We start from the raw sequence: 17,894 nt of genomic DNA on the forward strand, positions 1-17,894 counted from the left end.
ATCGACCCGCGGGTTCACGGACCGACGACGCCGGGGCAGGGAACCCGCTCATCCCACGGAGAGGTCGGCGCCCTCGTCCGAGGCGGAAAGCATCAGCACATGGCACACCGTGGTCCAGCCGAGATGCGAGTACAGCTGCTGGCCGTCCAGGGAGGCCAGCAGGAGCCCGCCTTCGACGTCGTGTTCAAACGCCTGGGCGGCCAGTGCCCGCATGATGAAGCTGCCGAGTCCGCGCCGCTGGAACCCGGGCTCGGTGACGATCTTGTCGAAGACGGCGGTGTGGTCCGCGACGAACACCCGCCCGCTGGCGGCCACCTCTTCGCCGGCATAGACGACGGCATGGTGGACACCGCCCGTGGTCGACGGCACCCAGCGCAGATCGTCGTCCGGAAGCCAGGGGTCCTCGGCGTCCTGGGTTTCCATGTCCACGATCATCATGGTCTGCGACGCCGAGGTGACGTTCAGCCCGTTCTTCTCGGCCAGGGCGGAGTAGCGAGCCACGTCGTTGGTGAGGATCGTAAGGATCCGGGCCGGGACCTCGGCGGTCTTGGCGGCCAGCTCCTCGAACTCGGAATCCGAGGGGTCATGGGCGAAATATTCCCACTCGTGGGTCGTGTCCGCCCTCAGCGCGGCGGGAAAGCGGCCCTCCCTGCGGGTCTCATAACCCCGGCAACCGGCCCACCCGGCAACCCAGACCTCAAGGAGGTGGGTGGTGTCGTCAACCATGGCGTCAAGGCTCATGAGATGAGCGTATTCCAGCCCCGCCGCAAGCAACAGGGGCCGGGATCCGCGGGGCCGCTTGCTTACGCAATTGTGACAGTCGGGCCGGTCGCACGCCGCGGCGCCCGGGCGTATGGCGTCCGTGGCGGACCCCGGAGGGTGGGGCATCCGTGGCGCCTCCATCCCGCAACGCCCGGCGCCGGGTTTTGCCCCGCCCAGTACGCTTAAATACGTGGCTTTGAATCGAATTGTGCTCTTTTACGGCTTTACCCCGATCGCGGACCCGGACGCCGTCCGGCTCTGGCAGCGCGCCCTCTGCGAAAAGCTCGGGCTGACCGGCCGGATCATCATCTCCAAGGACGGCATCAACGCGACCGTCGGCGGCGAGATCGGCGCCGTCAAGCAGTACGTCAAGACGACCCGCGAATACAAGGGCTTCCGCGGCATCGACGTGAAGTGGTCCGACGGCGGTGCCGCGGACTTCCCCCGGCTGAGCGTCAAAGTACGTGACGAGATCGTCTCCTTCGGCGCCCCGGGGGAGCTCAAGGTGGACGAAAACGGCGTCGTCGGCGGCGGGACGCATCTTGCGCCCGAGGAACTGCACCGGCTCGTGGAAGCGAAGAAGCAGGCCGGGGACGAAGTGGTGTTCTTCGACGGACGCAACGGCTTCGAAGCCCAGATCGGAAAATTCAAGGACGCCGTCGTCCCCGACGTCGCGACGACCCACGATTTCATCAAGGAACTGGACTCCGGCAAGTACGACGCCCTCAAAGACAAGCCCGTGGTCACCTACTGCACCGGCGGCATCCGCTGCGAGGTCCTCTCGAGCCTGATGGTCAACCGCGGCTTCAAGGAGGTCTACCAGCTCGACGGCGGGATCGTCCGCTACGGGGAGGCGTTCAAGGACCAGGGGCTGTGGGAGGGCTCCCTCTACGTCTTCGATAAGCGGATGCACCTGGAGTTCAGCGAGGACGCAAAGACCATCGGCCAGTGCGTCCGCTGCGCGGCGCCCACCAGCAAGTTCGAGAACTGCTCCAACCCCAGCTGCCGCACCCTGACGCTGTACTGCATTGACTGCGCCTCGGACCCGGCGACGCTGCGCTGCCCGGACGGCTGCGCTGCCGCCTGAGGACGCGCTCCGCCGCCTGAGGTGGCCATCGGAGGGCCGGCTGGTCGCTGACCTAGATCCGGCTCACGCGGTAGGCGAAATTCGCCGGCGCCAGGGACCCGATCCGGACCCTCAGCACCGTGTCCGCGCCGAGTTGCACCACGTTGACCCGTGGCGTGCCGCACCGCAGGCTCAAGTCCACCAGAATGCTCGTCTTGTCCACGATGGTGAACGACACCCGCCGGGTACTTCGGCAGACCAGGGTCAGGGCATAGGTTCCGCTCGGCAGCTGCGTGGTGGTTTCATTGCGCGTCGCGCCGGCGTCCAGCAGCCCGTAGCCGGTATGGAAGACCTGGCCCTGGGTTTCCGGTAACACTTCCGTCACCCAGTGTTTGAGTTCCGGCCCGGTCACTGGCCGGTTCTGGCCTGGGTCCTGGGGGAGGGCGGCGTCGGTGAACGTGGTCGCCTGCGACGGCACATCACGGGCGGAAAGCCCGTCGTCGTACTCATACCCGCAACCGGCCAGCCCCGAAGTGCACGCCAGTGCAACGGCCAGCACGACGGCGGTGAGCATGCCGCGCGACCGCAGCGGGAGGGGTGCCTGCGCGGTGGGCATACTCAGACTTTAAGCCCGGCCGCGGCGGCGGGCCAGAGCCCGGCGGTCCGGCGCGCTTCTAAGCGGAAGGGCGGCGCTCGAGCCGGAACCCGACGGCGGCGCCTGGATCCGACCCGGTTGAGCTCGGCTCGATTTGCACCGTGATCGGCCCGGATTCGAGCTTCACGGCTTTCTGGACACTGCGCCCGCAGGTGACGTTGAGCTGCAGTCTGGCCCCGTCCCGGCGGTCAGGCTGCGAAACGGTGAGGAGCACGTTTGGTGTACCGGCGCAGGCAACCTTAACGGTATACGGGCCCTTGGCTGCGCCCGGCGCGGTCTGTCGGAAGCCGATCCCGCCTAAAGCCGACATCAGTTCGGTCTTGGGCGGGGCACCGAGGAGCCGCTGAACTTCCGTCAGGTTCTTGGCCGCTTCGGCGGCCAGCTCCGGGTCCTGCGTTGGCAGTGGCGGCCGCGGCGCAGCGGACCGGACCGATGGCCCGGCGTCGGTCGCCGGGAGCCCGACGTCGTCCGCGACTTCACAGCCGGCCAGCGCTACCGCCGCGCAGAGCGCCAGCGCGAACGTCGGCGCCCAAACACGGACCCCTTGCCTACCCCCAGTAGCAACCATGCCCCGAGCCTAGCCACGCTTCCGGCCGGCGCAAGTCACATCAGGCTGCGGCCACCAGTTGGTAGGCAAAGATGAGCGGGGCGTCCACGCTCGAAGCGCTGATCTTCAGCGTGCCCGCCGCGGGCACCTTGATCCTGGCGGTCTCCCGGCTGCCGTTGCAGGCGGCCCCGGCTTCCGTGAGGTGGTTTCCGTCGAGGGTGACCTCGAAGAATTCCTTGCCGCCGCCGTCGCAACTCATCGTCAAGGTGTAGTTGCCGGCAGGGACGCTGGCGTCCTTGGCGACCGGGTCGCGGTTAAGGATCTTGCCGGCGTCCGCCAGGACGATCCCGCTGGCCGACGGCAACGCGGTGGCCTTCCAAGCGTTCACGTCGGCGGATTCGATAGAGCTCCCGGCGGAGCACGCCGAGGCTCCCAGCACGACGGCGACGCCGGCCGCGGCGGCGAAGAGGCGCCCGAGAGCGCGAGGGCGGGAGGGTGAGGGCGGAGCGAAAAGCATGCCTCCAACTTACCCGCTGGGGCGTGCCGTCCCTGCCCGCCGTCGTCCCGTGGCCGCTAGCCGGCAATCAGCTCCGGCACTCGTCCCCGGCACGGGCCAGGCGAGAAGAACCCTTGACCTTGACGCCGCGTCAACATTTAGGCTCGGGGTAGCGGCCGGATAGTCCGGGCGCTCCAAGGTTGAGGAGAACGACAGCCATGGACTGGTCCGTGCAGCAGATCGCGAAGATCGCGGGCACCACGAGCCGGACGCTGCGCCACTACGACGCCGTCGGGCTGCTCAAGCCCAGCCGCACCGGGGACAACGGTTACCGGTACTACGACCAGGCCGCACTGCTCCGGCTGCAGCGCATCCTGCTGCTGCGGGAACTGGGCCTCGGCCTGCCGGCAATCGCCGAGGCGCTCGCCCGCGAGGGGGAGGCCGAACGCGCGCTGGCCGGCCACCTCAAGTGGCTGCGCCAGGAGCAGGACCGGCTGGCGCGGCAGATCGCCTCGGTCCAACACACACTCAGGGAAGTCAAGGCAGGAAGGGAACCCATGGCAGAGAAAATGTTCGACGGCTTCGACCATACGCAGTACAAGGACGAGGTGGAGGGGCGATGGGGCACGGCCGCCTATGCGCAGGGCGACGCCTGGTGGCGCGGCATGGGCGCCGCCGAAAAGGACGCCTGGAAACAGCGGTCCAAGCAGCTGGGCCGGGACTGGATTGCCGCGGCCGAATCGGGTGCCGCCCCGGACGGTCCGGAAGCGCAGGACCTCGCACGGCGCCAGGTCGAATGGCTCACCGGTATTCCGGGGACCCCGGCGGCCGGCGGAGGGAACGTGAGGGAATACGTGTCCGGTCTCGGTGACATGTACGTGGCAGATCCGCGTTTCGCCGCGAACTACGGTGGGGCCGCCGGCGCCGCGTTCGTGCGGGACGCGCTGCGGGCCTACGCGAGCAAGAACCTCTGACGCGGCAGCACCTCCGCTTCGGCGGGGGTCGGCGGGCCCGCACCTAAACCTGTGCCGCGCCTAAACTTGTCCGGTGACTCCTTCTACGCTTTTCACGGCCGGCAACACCCCCGACGCTCCCCGCAGCGACTTCCCGGACCTGCTCCAGGCGCTCGCCGCGGACCTGCGCGCCATCGGCTACACGGTTGACGGCGTGGCCGAACTCCTGGGCCCGGCCGCCCACGCGGCCCTGGGCCGGGACCAGCTCATCCCCGCCCTGATCGCCACCGAGGCCGCCGTCGGTGGCGGGACGACGACGTCGGCGCTCGCCGCCGTCGTCCGCCTGTGGCTGCTGGCCGAGCCGCAGCCGGCCGGGACCCTTGACGCCGCGCTGCCCGGCATCCGCACGGCGGGCCTGGTGGAACTGGGCCTCGTGGAGCCGTCCCCGGAGGGCCTGGTCCAGGCGAAGGTGGATCTGCGGCCGTACGGCTGGGAGGGCGCCGCCGGTGAAGAGACAATCAGCAGCGGCGGGGCCGAGCTCTGGGTGGCCAGCGACCTGGCCGCCCACCAGCGCCCGGGCGTGCTGCGCCATGACCACGTGCTGGGGATCGGTCAGGCGTCCACCACCCTGGTGCAGGTCACCGCCCGCCGGCACGTGGCCCGCGCCTTGGACCTCGGCACCGGCTGCGGCATCCAGACCTTCCAACTCTTGCACCACGCCGAGCACGTCACTGCCACCGACATCTCGGAGCGGGCGCTGGCGTTCACCCGCTTCAACCTGATGCTGAACGCGGCGGCGCTGCACCTGGACCCCGCCGAGCCGGAAAGCCGGGTGAGCCTGCGGCTGGGCTCGCTGCTGGATCCGGTGGCGGGGCAGGAATTCGACCTGGTGGTCTCCAATCCGCCGTTCGTCATCACTCCGCGAGGGGCCGGGGAAACCGCCTCGGACCAGTTCACCTACCGCGACGGCGGCCTGCCGGGCGATGACATCGTCGCCGCGCTTGTCCGGGACCTCCCCTCGGTCCTCGCCCCCGGAGGGACAGCCCAGCTGCTGGGCAACTGGGAGATCCCGGCGGGCGCCGCATGGGCCGACCGGCCGCGAAGCTGGGCCAGCCCGGACGCAGACGTCTGGTTCATCCAGCGCGAGCAGGTCAGCCCTGAAGACTACGCAGAGACCTGGCTGCGGGACGCCTCCGAGGCCCGCGACCGGCGGCTCTACCAGGACTCCTATGCCGCCTACCTGGACGACTTCGCGTCCCGAAACGTGGAGGCCATCGGCTTCGGGATGATCTGGCTGCGGCGACCCGCGGCCGGCGCCCGGCCGGTGATGTCCCGGTTTGAGGAGATTACCTACCCGATCGAACAGCCCGTTGGCCCGCACCTGGGCGCCGCCGTCGAGCGCGCCGACTGGCTGGCCGCGCACGAGCTGGAATCCGCGCACCTGCTGGTGGCCGACGATGTCACCGAGGAGCGGCACCAGCGTCCCGGCGCCGAACACCCCGGCGTGATCCTGCTGCGCCAAGGCGCGGGGCTGCGCCGCACCAACCTGCTCAGCACCGAGCTGGCCGGCTTTGTCTCAGCGTGCGACGGCGAGCTCTCCGTCGGGCAGATCATCGGCGCCCTTGACGCCCTGCTGGGCGGCTACGAGGGATATGACAGCGCGGCGTTCCGGCAGGGGCTCCTCGACGAGGTGGCCAACCTGGTGCGCGACGGCTTCCTGCTCCCCGCCTGAGACGGACGACGGCGGCACCGGCACCGGCACCGCGAGCGGCACCGCGCCTTCGCGGCCGAAGCGAGGCAGCACGTAGGCGGCGACGGCGAGGGCCACGAGCACGCCGCCCGCCCCTGTGATGAGGAAACTCAGCCGGACCGGCAGCAGTGCGCCGAGCAGGCCGCCGATGGCCAGGGCGGCAATGGAGACGGCGCGGGTCATGCCGCCGATGATCGCCATCGCCTGGCCCCGCCCGCTCTCCGGGATGCGCAGGATCGCGATCGCACCGAAGCAGGCGTTCAGGGCGCCGCAGGCCGTGCCCATCGCCGTGTAGGCCACGAACAGCAGCCCCACGCTGGGCACCAGCCCCATCACTGCCAGGAAAGCCGAGGTCAGGGCCATGCTGGCGAGCAGCACACGCAGCCGGGCCGGCGGCGTCTTGATCCGTCCGGCCAGCGCCGCGCCCACCGCCATGCCGAGCCCGAAGGCCGCAGCGAGCAGACCGTACTGGGTCTCGGTGGCGCCGAGCTCGCCCCGGGCCAGGAAGACTTCCAGCACGTTGGTGGCCTCGCCGACGACAATGAAGAACAGCGCGCCGAGCACCAGCGCCCACACCAGGCTGTCCCGGCGGATCAGCCGCAGGCCATCCAGCAGCGCCGGTGCGTCCCGGCCGGCCAGCTCGGCCGCGGTCCCGCGTCGGGTGCGGATCAGCAGCGCACCGGCGCCCATGGCCAGATAGCAGCCGCTCGCGACCGCAAACACCAGCCCCGAGCCGCCCCAGCCGCTGAGCAGGCCCCCCGCGGCCGGGCCCGCCATTCCAGCGATCATGATGGTGGCCTGCATGGTGCCCATCGCCCTCGGGGTGCGCTCCTCTCCGACGATCCGGGGCAGCAGCGCCTGCCAGGTCGGCCCCGCCACGGCCTGCGCGGCGTCCAGCAGGAACGTCATGGCGAACAGCACGGGGATGTGGTTGTCCAGGTACTGCAGGCTTACGCCCATGCCCGCCACGGCCACGGCGCTGACCACGGACGACGCCGTCGCAAGCGTGCGGGAATCACGCGTGTCGGCGAGCCGGCCCGCCCACGGCGCCAGCAGGACCAGCGGCAGCGCCGAGCACAGCAGGTAAGCCGCCACGAGCCATGGGCCGGCAGCCGGTGCCGCACCGTCCGCCGCGACGTTCTGCAGGTGCAGCATGACGCTGACGACGACGGCGCCCATGCCGGCGGTCGCCAGGAACCGGGAGCTGCTGGCGAGCAGGAAGTCGCGGTTGCGCCAAAGTGAAGGCTCGCCGGATGCGCCGCGCACTTTATGAAGTATGTGTTTCATAACCGCAAGGTATCCCGCCCCTGTCGGTAGTGTCAAGCATTTCTTTCATAGTTTGGCAGGCGTCGGTAGACTGAAAGCGTGAATGCAGAAACTCCCAAGTCGGTCGGCCCCGCCGAGACCGCCGCTCCGGCCGCCAAGCGCAGGCCGCGTCCGGAAAAGAAGGTCGAAATCACCGACCCGAAGGCGATCCGGGCGCTGGCCCACGCCGCCCGGCTCGAGGTCATTTCCGAGCTGTATTCCACCCAGGTGAGCCGGACCGCCACCGAACTTGCCGCCCAGACCGGCCTCACCCCGAGCGCCATGAGCTACCACCTGCGCGCTTTGCAGAAGTGGGGCATCGTGGTGCCCGCGGCCACCGCCGGCGATGCCCGCGAACGCCGCTGGAAAGCCGCCGGCACCGACTTCACCATCAATTCGGGCGGGGGAGTGGCCAGTCCGGAATTCGCCGTGCTGGACCTGGAGCTGGACGCCTACCGCCGGCGCGTCAACGCTTACGCCAGGACCCGGGACGAGCGGCGCCAGCGCGGCGAAGCCGTGGACGGCACCTCCTCCGTGGTGCTGGCCAGCAACCTGCTGTACCTGACCCCGGCCCAGGCCGGAGAGCTGAACGAGAGGCTCTTCGACCTGCTGAGGGACTACGAGCTCGAGGACCCGGACCGGGTGCCCGAGGGGGCTGTCCGGATGGCCACCATGTGGTCGATGATTCCGGACGACCGGGGCAAGGCCGCGCCGGCGTCCTAAGCGGCAGCGCGGCGCTCCCGAAGGCCGCAACTGTGGGTGCTTCGTTACGTTTGCAAGACGTGCCCGGGAGACTGACTTTTGCACCCGGATGCGCGGGAATCTGCAAAATATGGTGAACTAGGCGGGTATGGGCGCATCTGCCCGAGCAACCTTTTTCTGTAGGAGCACCGTGCCAAGCAAGGCCCCCACCGGCAAGAAACTCGTGATTGTGGAGTCTCCCGCCAAGAGCAAGACCATCGCCAAGTACCTGGGCGAAGGTTTCATCGTTGAGGCCTCCATCGGTCACATCCGCGACCTGCCGCAGCCTTCGGAGCTCCCCGCAGAGTTGAAGAAAACGCCGTTGGGCAAGTTCGCCGTCGACATTGAACACGACTTCAAGCCGTACTACGTGGTGTCTCCGGACAAGAAGAAAAAGGTCGCCGAACTCAAGGCCCAGCTCAAGGGCGCTGACGCCCTCTACCTCGCAACCGATGGGGACCGCGAGGGCGAGGCCATCGCGTGGCACCTGCTGGAAGTCCTCAAGCCCAAAGTCCCCGTGTACCGGATGACCTTCGGCGAAATCACCAAGGAAGCCATCCACCGCGCGATGGACAACCTGCGCGACGTGGACCAGGACCTCGTGGACGCGCAGGAAACCCGCCGCGTGCTGGACCGCCTCTACGGCTACGAAATCTCCCCGGTACTGTGGCGCAAGGTGGCCCGCGGCCTGTCCGCCGGCCGCGTGCAGTCCGTCGTCACCCGCATGGTGGTGGACCGGGAACGGGAGCGGATGGCGTTCAAGTCGGCGTCCTACTGGGACCTGACCGGCCAGTTCGGCGCGGAATCCGGCTCCTTCAAGGCCAAGCTGGCTGCTGTCGATGGCTCCAAGGTCGCCAGCGGACGGGACTTCAACGACGCCGGCGAGCTCACCTCGCGCGGCGTCGTGCACCTGAACGAGGAACTCGCCGGCGCCCTGGCCGCCGGCCTGCAGGAGGCGGACTTCCGCGTCCGCTCCGTCGACACCAAGCCCTACACCCGCCGTCCCGCGGCGCCGTTCACCACCTCCACGCTGCAGCAGGAGGCCGGCCGCAAACTGCGCTTCTCCTCCAAGAGCACCATGCAGGTGGCCCAGCGGCTCTACGAAAACGGCTACATCACGTATATGCGTACGGACTCGAATGCGCTGAGCAACGAGGCCATCACCGCCGCGCGGCGCCAGGCCTCCGAGCTGTACGGCCCCGAGTACGTCCCGGCCTCGCCCCGCGTCTACAGCGGCAAGGCAGCCAACGCGCAGGAAGCCCACGAGGCCATCCGCCCCGCCGGCGACTCCTTCCGCACCCCGGCACAGGTTGCCAAGCAGCTCTCCGGCGACGAGTTCCGCCTTTACGAGCTGATCTGGAAGCGCACCGTCGCCTCCCAGATGGCCGACGCGAAGGGCTCCACCGCGACCATCCGACTGGGCGCCGTCACCGTGGGTGGCGCGGCGGACGGCCGGGACGCCGAGTTCTCCGCCTCCGGCACCGTCATCACCTTCCCGGGCTTCCTCGCCGCCTATGAGGAAGGCAAGGACGAGAGCCGCGGAGACGAGGACTCCGAGGAAGCGCGCCGGCTGCCCAACGTGGCCAAGGGCGACGCGCTGACCGCTTCGGAGATCGTCGCCGTCGGGCATGAAACCTCGCCGCCGCCGCGCTTCACCGAAGCGTCCCTGACCGCGGAACTGGAAAAGAAAGGCATCGGCCGCCCGTCGACCTACGCCTCCACAATCTCCACCATCCAGGACCGCGGCTACGTCCGGAAGCAAGGCTCCGCGCTGGTCCCGAGCTGGATCGCGTTCTCCGTGATCCGGCTGCTCGAACAGCACTTCCACGACTACGTGGACTACGACTTCACTGCCGACATGGAAGCCGACCTGGACAAGATCGCCAACGGCCAGGAAGCCGGACCCGCCTGGCTCAAGCATTTCTACTTCGGTCAGGATTCCGAGCCCGGCCTGCTGAGCATCGTCAACAACCTTGGCGAGATCGACGCCCGCGAAATCAACTCCATCCCGATCACCGACGGCATCACGCTGCGCGTCGGCAAGTTCGGCCCGTACCTGGAGAGCTCCGTCCCCACCGTGGACCCGAAGACCGGCGAAGTCATCGAGTCCGCCCGCGCCAACGTCCCCGAGGACCTGGCTCCGGACGAGCTCACCGCCGCCAAGGCAGTCGAGCTGATGGAGACCGCCGCCCCGGAGGAGCGCGTGCTGGGCACGGACCCGCACACCGGGCACACCGTTGTGGCCAAGAACGGCCGCTACGGCGCCTACGTCACCGAGATCATCCCGGAGATGACCGAGGAGCAGCTCGCCAACCAGCCGGTGGAGTACTACAAGAACGGCAAGCCAAAGCCGCCGAAGAAGCCGGTCAAGGCCAAGCCGCGCACCGGCTCGCTGTTCGCCTCCATGAGCGTGGACACCGTGACCCTCGATGAGGCGCTGCAGTTGATGAGCCTGCCGCGGGTGCTCGGCCAGGACGCCGAGGGCAACCCCATCACGGTGCAGAACGGACGCTTCGGCCCGTACCTGAAGAAGGGCACGGACTCCCGTTCCATCGGCTCGGAGGAGGAAATCTTCACCATCACGCTGGAACAGGCACTGGAGATCTACTCGCAGCCCAAGCAGCGCGGCGCCCGCGCCGCCGTCCCGCCGCTGGCGGAGTTCGGCCCGGACCCGGTCTCGGAGAAGAACATCGTGGTGAAGGAAGGCCGCTTCGGCCCGTACATCACCGACGGCGTCACCAACATCACGGTGCCGCGCAGCACCGCCATCGAGGAACTGACCCGGGAACGCGCCGTCGAACTCCTCGCCGAGAAGCGGGCCAAGGGCCCGGTCAAGCGAACGACGACGGCCCGCAAGGCCCCCGCCCGCAAGGCCGCCGCCAAGAAGTAGGTGCACTTCGCCCCCGCTCGCGGGTTCCTTCCCAGCTCGACGTCAGAAGACGCCGACGGCGGACGGAACCCGCGAGTCGTTGTGCACATAGGTCCATCGCGGACTTTCGGAAGGGGAGCGGTGGCGGCAGGCTGGCGCCATGGAGTACCCCCCCACCCAGCCTGAGGACCCCCTCGCTGTTGTATGGGCCGGTTCCGCTGAGTCGGCCCGTCCGTTGACGCCCGGCCCGGGACCTTCGGCAGCAGCCCTGGACCCAAAGCTTCCCGAAGCCGTCAACCTGTGGCGGACCGAGGAACTGCTGGACCGGGGCCTGTCCGCACGGAAAATTCGGCAGCTGGCTGCCGGCGGCGCCCTCCTCAAGCTGCGCCGCGGCTGCTATGTCCGCCGCTCCTTCTGGGCAGCACTCGATGCGAACGGTGCCTCGCGCTGCCGGATCGAGGCCTACGCCCACCGCTGCCTGACAAGCTCAACGGGCGCCTACGTGTTCAGCCACACCACGGCAGCCCGGCTCCACGGCCTCTTTCTGTGGCAAGTAGACGACACCATCCACCTCACGGTGCCGTTCCTCCCGTCGACCGGTGGCCACGCGGGCGACGTGCGGGCGCATACCCGTGCGCTGACTCCCGCCGACGTCGTGCACGTGGCCGGGCATCGCGTTACGTCGCTGGCCCGAACGGCCGCGGACAGCGGCCTCGTCCTGAACTATGCGCAGGGGCTGATTCTGATGGACCATGCCCTGCGACTCGGTGCCGGGCGGGAGGCGGTGGAGCTGGAGTGCGCCCGGCTCCGCGGGGCGCCGGGCGTCTCGACGTTGAAGAAGGTGCTCGCCCATGCGGATCCGCTGTCCGAGTCGCCGGGTGAAACGCTACTCCGCGATCTGGTCCGGCGGCTGAGGCTTCCTGCTCCGCAGCTCCAGTTCGAGGTCCGGACGCGGCTCGGTACGTACAGGCTGGATTGCGCATGGCCGGAGCGGCTGGTGGCGATGGAGTTTGATGGCCGCGGCAAATACTTCGACTATGACCCCACTGCCGAGGCCATTTTTGCCGAGCGGCGCCGCGAGGAGGCACTGATGGAGCTGGGCTGGAGGTTCATCCGGGTCGAATGGCGGGACCTGTTCCGCGAGCACGAGCTGAAGACGAGGCTGCTTCAGGTGCTCGGGCGCTGAGATTGCCGTCTGCTCGCGGCTTTGAGCCGGGCTCGCGGTGTCAGTGCCGCGAGCGTGGACGGAGACCGCGAACCGGCCGGGCGCCCAGGAAGGAATTGCGGACCGGGGCGTGACGTGATCGAGTAGGAACATGACTGAACAGCCAGAACCCATGGATCTCCAGCCGCTCAACGACCTCGAAGAGAAGCTCGCCCGGGGGGAGCAGCCGGACGCCAACCCGGTGGAGGTCATCCTGTCCTTCCTCAACAACGAGGTCTACATCGTCAGCTCCGACACGATCGACGGCCCGGACTCCCAGGTGGAGCCGCTGGTGCTCGCCAACGCTGCGGGAGAGCCCGTGCTGGCCGTCTTCTCGCACCCGAGCCGTGTGGCGGAACAGTTCCTCGCCGCCGCGCCGAACGTGCTCGGCACCCAGGGCTCGGCAATCATCGGCAACCTCGGCGACCAGCTGGGTATGGTCATCAACCCCGGCGCCGTCTACGGCTTCGAAATCGACCCGGAGGGCGTGGCGAACATCCGCCGGGACTTCAAGCCGTCCGAGCAGGAGCCGGACTCGGCCCAGGACGACAGCCAGGCCTAAGCGCCCGGGCCTAAGCGGGACGGGCCACGGCGCGAGGTCTCGCCGCTGCGCCCGGTTAGGGCACAGCCCCTCCGGGGAGAATAATGGCAGCATGCGGCTAGGCGTCCTCGATATCGGGTCCAACACTGTCCACCTCCTCCTTGTGGACGCCCACCCCGGCGCGCGCCCGGTCCCGTTCGCCTCGCACAAGCGCCCACTCTCCCTGGTGCAGTTCCTCGACGCGGACGGCAACATCAACGACGCCGGCCAGCATGAACTGATCGAGTTCGTCCTCGAAGCCTGGGAGTTCGCGGCTAAACACAAGGCCGAGGACCTGCTGGCGTTCTGCACCTCCGCGATCCGCGAGGCCACCAACGGGTCCGCCGTCCTGGCCCGGGTCAAGCATGAAACCACCGTGACGCTCCGGGAGCTGACCGGCAGCGAAGAGGCGTCGATGACGTTCTTCGCCGTCCGCCGCTGGTACGGCTGGGGCGCGGGTCCCGTGCTGAACCTGGACATCGGCGGCGGTTCCTTCGAAATGGCCTACGGGGAGGACGAGCTGCCCGAACTGGCGACGTCGGTCCCGCTCGGTGCGAGCCGGCTCACCCGTGACTGGCTGCAGGAGGACCCGCCCTCGGCCAAAAGCGTCAAGGAGCTTCGCCGTTATATCCGGACCACCCTGAAGCCCGTGGTGCGGGACTTCGCGAAGCTGGGCAAGGCCAACCACGTGGCCGGCACTTCCAAGACCTTCCGCTCGCTGGCCCGCATTGCCGGGGCCGCCCCCAGCGGGGCCGGGCCGTACGTCAAACGGGAACTGTTTGCCACGGACCTGGGCCTGTGGGCGCAGCGCATCTCGGCCATGGAGGTGGAGGACCGGTTGAATCTTCCCGGTGTCTCCGAAGCCCGCGCCCACCAGCTTCTGGCCGGCGCGCTGGTGGCGGAAGCGGCCCTCGAAATGTTTGAGTTTCCAAGCTTGGAGATCTGCCCCTGGGCCCTCCGCGAAGGTCTGATCCTCCGCCGGCTGGATCAGCTGGTCTTTGAGGGGCCGCTGCAGCCCGCGCCCCACGTAGCCCGGGCCGACGAGCCCGCCGAGCCGCAGTCACCGGACGCGGACGGGCCCGGCGCCCCGTAACAAGCGCTCCGTAACAGGCGCCACGTGACAGGCGCAACGCAACATCGGTCGGCCGGTGACGGGTGGACGGTTTTCGCTCCGAACCGATAATGCCGGCAGCAAGGTGTCGAACCGGACGCACGCCGTTCGTCTACAAGGTGAGAGGCCGGTAAGGAACCGGCCCAATCGTCAAGGAGGACAGCACCATGGCCCAGTACCTGCTCAGCGTTTACCAGCCCGTCGGCCCGGCCCCCGCCCCGGAAGTCCTGGAACCCATCATGCGGGACCTGGAGGCCCTGAACCGCGAAATGAAGGCGGCCGGCGCCTGGGTTTTCGCCGCGGGGCTCCACCCCACCGACACCGCAAAGGTCGTGCGACCGGAGGGCACCGAGCTGCTCATCACTGACGGTCCATTCGTTGAAGCGAAGGAACACCTTGGCGGATTCACCGTTATTGAGGCACCGGACCTCGACGCCGCCCTCGGCTGGGCCGGGCGGCTGACCCGAGCCACCACCCTTCCCATCGAAGTGCGGCCTATCCAGCACTAGCCCAGCACCAGCCGGACCGGTGTGCTGCTTACGGGGCTGTTAAACGGCGAAGGCACCGGCGGTCTGGAACGGGAAAATGGGGGAAACCCGCTACAGCCCACCGGTGCCGGGCAGACATCCGCATGACTGCCTATCATCACTCGCACCCTCAATGAGGTAGTACCTACGCTAATCCCCGATTTTGTGAGCAAGCTGCGCCCAGGATGTGAGCTGGCTGTGAATCGGGCCGGACTGCAATGATGGGGGAATGAGCAACCGAATCGCATTCCTGGGCTGTGGGTCAATGAACGAGGCAATCATGGGCGGCATGATCGCGGGCGGCACGGACCCCGCGGACATTGTCGCCACGGTGCGCCGGGCTGGTCGGGCGGCCGAACTGGCTGAGCGGCACCACGGCATCACGGCCATCGCCGGCGAAGAAGAGCCGGAGAACAACACGCAGGCCGCCACCGGCGCCGCCGTCGTGGTGCTGGGCGTCAAGCCGGTGGGAATCGCCGCTTTGGCCCGGGAGATCAGCGGTTCGCTCTCGCCGGACACCATCGTGGTCAGCGTTGCCGCTGCGGTGTCGCTGGAGCAGCTGGAAGCGGCGCTCCCGGCCGGACAGCCGGTGATCCGCGCCATGCCGAACACGCCCGCTCGGCTTGGCCGCGGCGTCGTCTCCGTCTCGGCCGGTAAGCACTGCTCGGCGGAGCAACTGCAGCAGGCAAAGGACATCTTCGCGGCCGTCGGCACCGTCGTCGAGATTCCCGAGGAACAGGTGGACGCGCTGTCCGCGATCAGCGGCTCCGGCCCGGCCTACGCCTTCTACCTGGCCGAGGCAATGGCGGCCGCCGGGGCCGAACTGGGACTGGACGCCGAGCTCTCGCTGCTGCTGGCACGCGAAACTGTCGCCGGCGCCGGGTTCATGCTGGCCGAGCCGGGTGCCGACCCCGCGGCGCTCCGCAAGGCAGTGACCAGCCCGAACGGCACCACGGAACGGGCGATCGCCACCTTCGACGAGCGCGGACTCCCGGCGATCATCGCCGACGGCGCCCGGGCCGCCGCCGAGCGGGCCGCCGAAATCACCAGGCAGCTCGGCTAGCCGGAACGCGGGCGCAACCCATGACTCAGCCCGGACCGGGTGGCAGGATAGGACCCATGGAACTGCACATCACAGGGGACCCCGCAGCGGACAAACTCCTCAGCGACGACGCGTTTGCCCTGCTCACCGGCATGCTGTTGGACCAGCAGGTGACCATGGAGTCGGCCTTTGCCGGCCCGGAAAAGATCCGGACGCGCCTCGGGTCCATGGACCCCGCCGCGATCGCCGGTTACGATCCGCAAGGGTTCGTGGAGTTGTTCAAGGAGCGCCCGGCCGTCCACCGGTTCCCCGGATCAATGGCCGGCCGCGTCCAGGCCCTTGCTGAGACGGTGCGGACTGACTGGAACGGCGACGCCACGGCCATCTGGACGCAGGGCGGGCCCGACGGGAAAGAGGTGCTGCGCCGGCTCAAGGCGTTGCCGGGATTCGGCGAGCAGAAGGCGAAGATCTTCCTGGCGCTGCTGGGAAAGCAGTGCGGGCTCCAGGCCGAAGGCTGGCGCGAGGCCGCCGGCCACTATGGCCAGGAGAACGCCTTCCTGTCCGTCGCTGACATCGTGGATCCGGAGTCGCTGAGCAAGGTGCGGGCCAGCAAGCAGGCAGCCAAGGCCGCCGCGAAGACTGCGAAGACCGCCGGGCCCTGACCCCGCGGTAGCTCAGCCAGCGACGCCGGGACGCGCCCGACGGCGGAGGGAACCTAGTGCGTGGAGGTCGGGACCGTGACTGAACAGGCGGCAGGACGGCTACTCTCCCTTTGGTCTGCCACCGGCGGAACCGCAACGTACGCGCCCCTCGACGCGTCCCTGGACGTGGACGTTGCCGTGATTGGCGGCGGCATCGCAGGACTGACCACCGCGCTGGCCCTGAAACGGGCGGGCCAGTCGGTGGCCGTGCTTGAGGCGGCGCGGGTGGGCACCGGCGTCACCGGGAACACCACGGGCAAGGTCACCTCACTGCACCGGCTTGCCTACTCCGACCTTGCGGCCCGCCACGGCGATTCCACGGCTGGCATCTATGGGCAGGCCAACGAGGCGGCAATTGAACACATCGCGGCCGTTGTGGCAGCGGAGGGAATCGACTGCGGCTTCCGGCGGGTGGCCAATTACACCTACGCCGAATCCGTGCAGGCCCTTGCGCTGGTCCGGGAGGAAGCGGCGCTGGCCGCTCGGCTGGGGCTGCCGGCCTCCTTCACGACAGAGGTGCCGCTGCCCTTCGCGGTCCGGGGCGCCGTCCGGTTCGACGGCCAGGCCCAGATCCACGCGCTCAGGTATGTGCAGGGTCTGGCCCGTGCCGTGGACGGGAACGGCAGCTTCGTCTTTGAGCAGTCGCCTGCTACGAGCTTCCGCGACGGCGCTCCGGCCGTGGTGGTTACGGAACGGGGATCAGTCCGGGCCAAGGAGATCATCGTGGCGACCAACCTGCCGTTCGGGGACGGCGGGCTCTACGCCGGGCGATGCTACGCGCACCGCTCGTATGTCGTCGCCGGCAAGAGCCCAGTTGCTCCGCTGGACGCAACCTTTGTCAGCGTTGTTGAGCCGATGCGCTCGATCCTGACCGTCGACGTCGAAGGTACCAGTTACGTGCTGGCCGGCGGCGAAGGACACCCGGCCGCCGAAAGCGTTGATTCCGCCGAACGATACCGGCGGCTGGCGGCGTTCGCCCGTGACCGCCTGGGCGCCGGGGAGATCGCGTTCCGCTGGTCCACCCAGGACGCCATGCCTGAGGACGGGCTGCCGTACGTGGGCCGCATGGCTCCGGAGTCCCGGCATGTCCACGTGATCACCGGGCTGCGGAAGTGGGGCCTCACCAACGGCACTGCCGCCGCCTTGATCCTCCGGGACACGCTGGGCGGCACCGCCAACCCGTGGGCCGCGGTGTTCGACAGCAACCGAAGCGGCGGCGCCGCGCAGGCGGCGCGGTCGAGCCCGGCGGAGGAGGTTTCCGGCGCCGACGCTGTTCCGGCGTCGGTGGCCCCGGGAGAGGGGAAGGTGGTGGACGTCAACGGCGCCAAAACTGCCGTGTACGTCAGTCCCACGGGGGGCGTCCAGGCGGTCTCGGCCGTCTGCACGCACCTTGGCTGCACCGTGGAGTTCAATCGGACGGACGTGACGTGGGACTGCCCTTGTCACGGTTCCCGGTTCAGCACTGACGGCACCGTGATCCAGGGGCCGGCCACAAGGAACCTGGCCGCCGGCCCCGCCCCGGACGTCACTGCTTCCAGCCACCGAGGCCTCTAGGCCCGGCGACGGCCGCCGGCACGGGGGAGCG

Annotated in this window: 16 protein-coding genes and 1 pseudogene; 12 read left to right on the forward strand and 5 right to left on the reverse strand. The window is 69.0% G+C overall.

The window, feature by feature from the left end; all coding sequences use genetic code 11:
- Positions 1-48: 48 nt before the first annotated feature.
- Positions 49-741, reverse strand: a complete 693-nt coding sequence (locus AC1DB8_RS01480; protein WP_441416812.1) for a GNAT family N-acetyltransferase — start codon at positions 739-741, stop codon at positions 49-51.
- 211 nt (positions 742-952) lie between these two features.
- Here AC1DB8_RS01480 and trhO point away from each other — a divergent pair, with 211 nt between their 5' ends.
- On the forward strand, positions 953-1,849 hold the full coding sequence (gene trhO / locus AC1DB8_RS01485) for an oxygen-dependent tRNA uridine(34) hydroxylase TrhO (protein WP_441416813.1): 897 nt from the start codon (positions 953-955) through the stop codon (positions 1,847-1,849).
- 52 nt (positions 1,850-1,901) lie between these two features.
- On the opposite strand, the gene AC1DB8_RS01490 is transcribed toward trhO, so the two are convergent.
- From AC1DB8_RS01490 to AC1DB8_RS01500, 3 genes are read right to left on the reverse strand one after another with little or no spacing between them, the layout of a single operon-like run.
- Entirely contained in the window at positions 1,902-2,444 is a 543-nt protein-coding gene (locus tag AC1DB8_RS01490) for a hypothetical protein (protein WP_476892004.1), read from the reverse strand.
- Positions 2,445-2,502: 58 nt separating this feature from the next.
- Positions 2,503-3,051: a hypothetical protein gene (locus AC1DB8_RS01495; protein ID WP_476892005.1), complete on the reverse strand. Its 549-nt coding sequence runs from the start codon at positions 3,049-3,051 to the stop codon at positions 2,503-2,505.
- 40 nt (positions 3,052-3,091) lie between these two features.
- Positions 3,092-3,547: a hypothetical protein gene (locus AC1DB8_RS01500; protein WP_476892006.1), complete on the reverse strand. Its 456-nt coding sequence runs from the start codon at positions 3,545-3,547 to the stop codon at positions 3,092-3,094.
- Positions 3,548-3,744: 197 nt separating this feature from the next.
- Between AC1DB8_RS01500 and AC1DB8_RS01505 the strand changes: the two genes are divergently transcribed.
- Together AC1DB8_RS01505 and AC1DB8_RS01510 are read left to right on the forward strand one after the other, a co-directional pair.
- Positions 3,745-4,500, forward strand: a complete 756-nt coding sequence (locus AC1DB8_RS01505) for a MerR family transcriptional regulator (RefSeq protein WP_476892007.1) — start codon at positions 3,745-3,747, stop codon at positions 4,498-4,500.
- Between the two features lie 73 nt (positions 4,501-4,573).
- Entirely contained in the window at positions 4,574-6,211 is a 1,638-nt protein-coding gene (locus AC1DB8_RS01510) for a DUF7059 domain-containing protein (RefSeq protein WP_476892008.1), read from the forward strand.
- Positions 6,212-6,307: 96 nt separating this feature from the next.
- On the opposite strand, the pseudogene AC1DB8_RS01515 reads toward AC1DB8_RS01510, so the two are convergent.
- A pseudogene (locus AC1DB8_RS01515) lies at positions 6,308-7,516 on the reverse strand (MFS transporter); the annotation flags it as partial.
- 78 nt (positions 7,517-7,594) lie between these two features.
- On the opposite strand from AC1DB8_RS01515, the gene AC1DB8_RS01520 reads away from it, so the two are divergent.
- From AC1DB8_RS01520 to AC1DB8_RS01560, 9 genes are all read left to right on the forward strand, one after another.
- Positions 7,595-8,257, forward strand: coding sequence for an ArsR/SmtB family transcription factor (locus AC1DB8_RS01520; protein ID WP_441416819.1), 663 nt, complete (start codon positions 7,595-7,597; stop codon positions 8,255-8,257).
- A 169-nt stretch (positions 8,258-8,426) separates the two neighbouring features.
- A complete protein-coding gene (gene topA / locus AC1DB8_RS01525; RefSeq protein WP_441416820.1) occupies positions 8,427-11,165 on the forward strand; it encodes a type I DNA topoisomerase in 2,739 nt (912 codons plus the stop codon).
- A gap of 139 nt (positions 11,166-11,304) precedes the next feature.
- Positions 11,305-12,330 (forward strand): type IV toxin-antitoxin system AbiEi family antitoxin domain-containing protein, encoded by a 1,026-nt coding sequence (locus tag AC1DB8_RS01530; protein ID WP_476892009.1) that lies wholly within the window; start codon positions 11,305-11,307, stop codon positions 12,328-12,330.
- A 130-nt stretch (positions 12,331-12,460) separates the two neighbouring features.
- Entirely contained in the window at positions 12,461-12,910 is a 450-nt protein-coding gene (locus AC1DB8_RS01535; protein ID WP_476892010.1) for an SseB family protein, read from the forward strand.
- A gap of 91 nt (positions 12,911-13,001) precedes the next feature.
- Positions 13,002-14,021, forward strand: coding sequence for a Ppx/GppA phosphatase family protein (locus AC1DB8_RS01540; protein ID WP_476892011.1), 1,020 nt, complete (start codon positions 13,002-13,004; stop codon positions 14,019-14,021).
- Positions 14,022-14,206: 185 nt separating this feature from the next.
- The gene (locus tag AC1DB8_RS01545; RefSeq protein ID WP_441416824.1) at positions 14,207-14,548 is read left to right on the forward strand and encodes a YciI family protein; all 342 of its coding nucleotides are present in this window, start codon (positions 14,207-14,209) and stop codon (positions 14,546-14,548) included.
- A gap of 247 nt (positions 14,549-14,795) precedes the next feature.
- The gene (gene proC / locus AC1DB8_RS01550) at positions 14,796-15,629 is read left to right on the forward strand and encodes a pyrroline-5-carboxylate reductase (protein WP_476892012.1); all 834 of its coding nucleotides are present in this window, start codon (positions 14,796-14,798) and stop codon (positions 15,627-15,629) included.
- Positions 15,630-15,685: 56 nt separating this feature from the next.
- Positions 15,686-16,270, forward strand: coding sequence for an HhH-GPD-type base excision DNA repair protein (locus AC1DB8_RS01555; protein WP_476892013.1), 585 nt, complete (start codon positions 15,686-15,688; stop codon positions 16,268-16,270).
- 75 nt (positions 16,271-16,345) lie between these two features.
- Positions 16,346-17,863, forward strand: coding sequence for an FAD-dependent oxidoreductase (locus AC1DB8_RS01560; RefSeq protein ID WP_476892014.1), 1,518 nt, complete (start codon positions 16,346-16,348; stop codon positions 17,861-17,863).
- Positions 17,864-17,894: the final 31 nt, after the last annotated feature.

The organism is Arthrobacter sp. 10N410 (assembly GCF_056394945.1).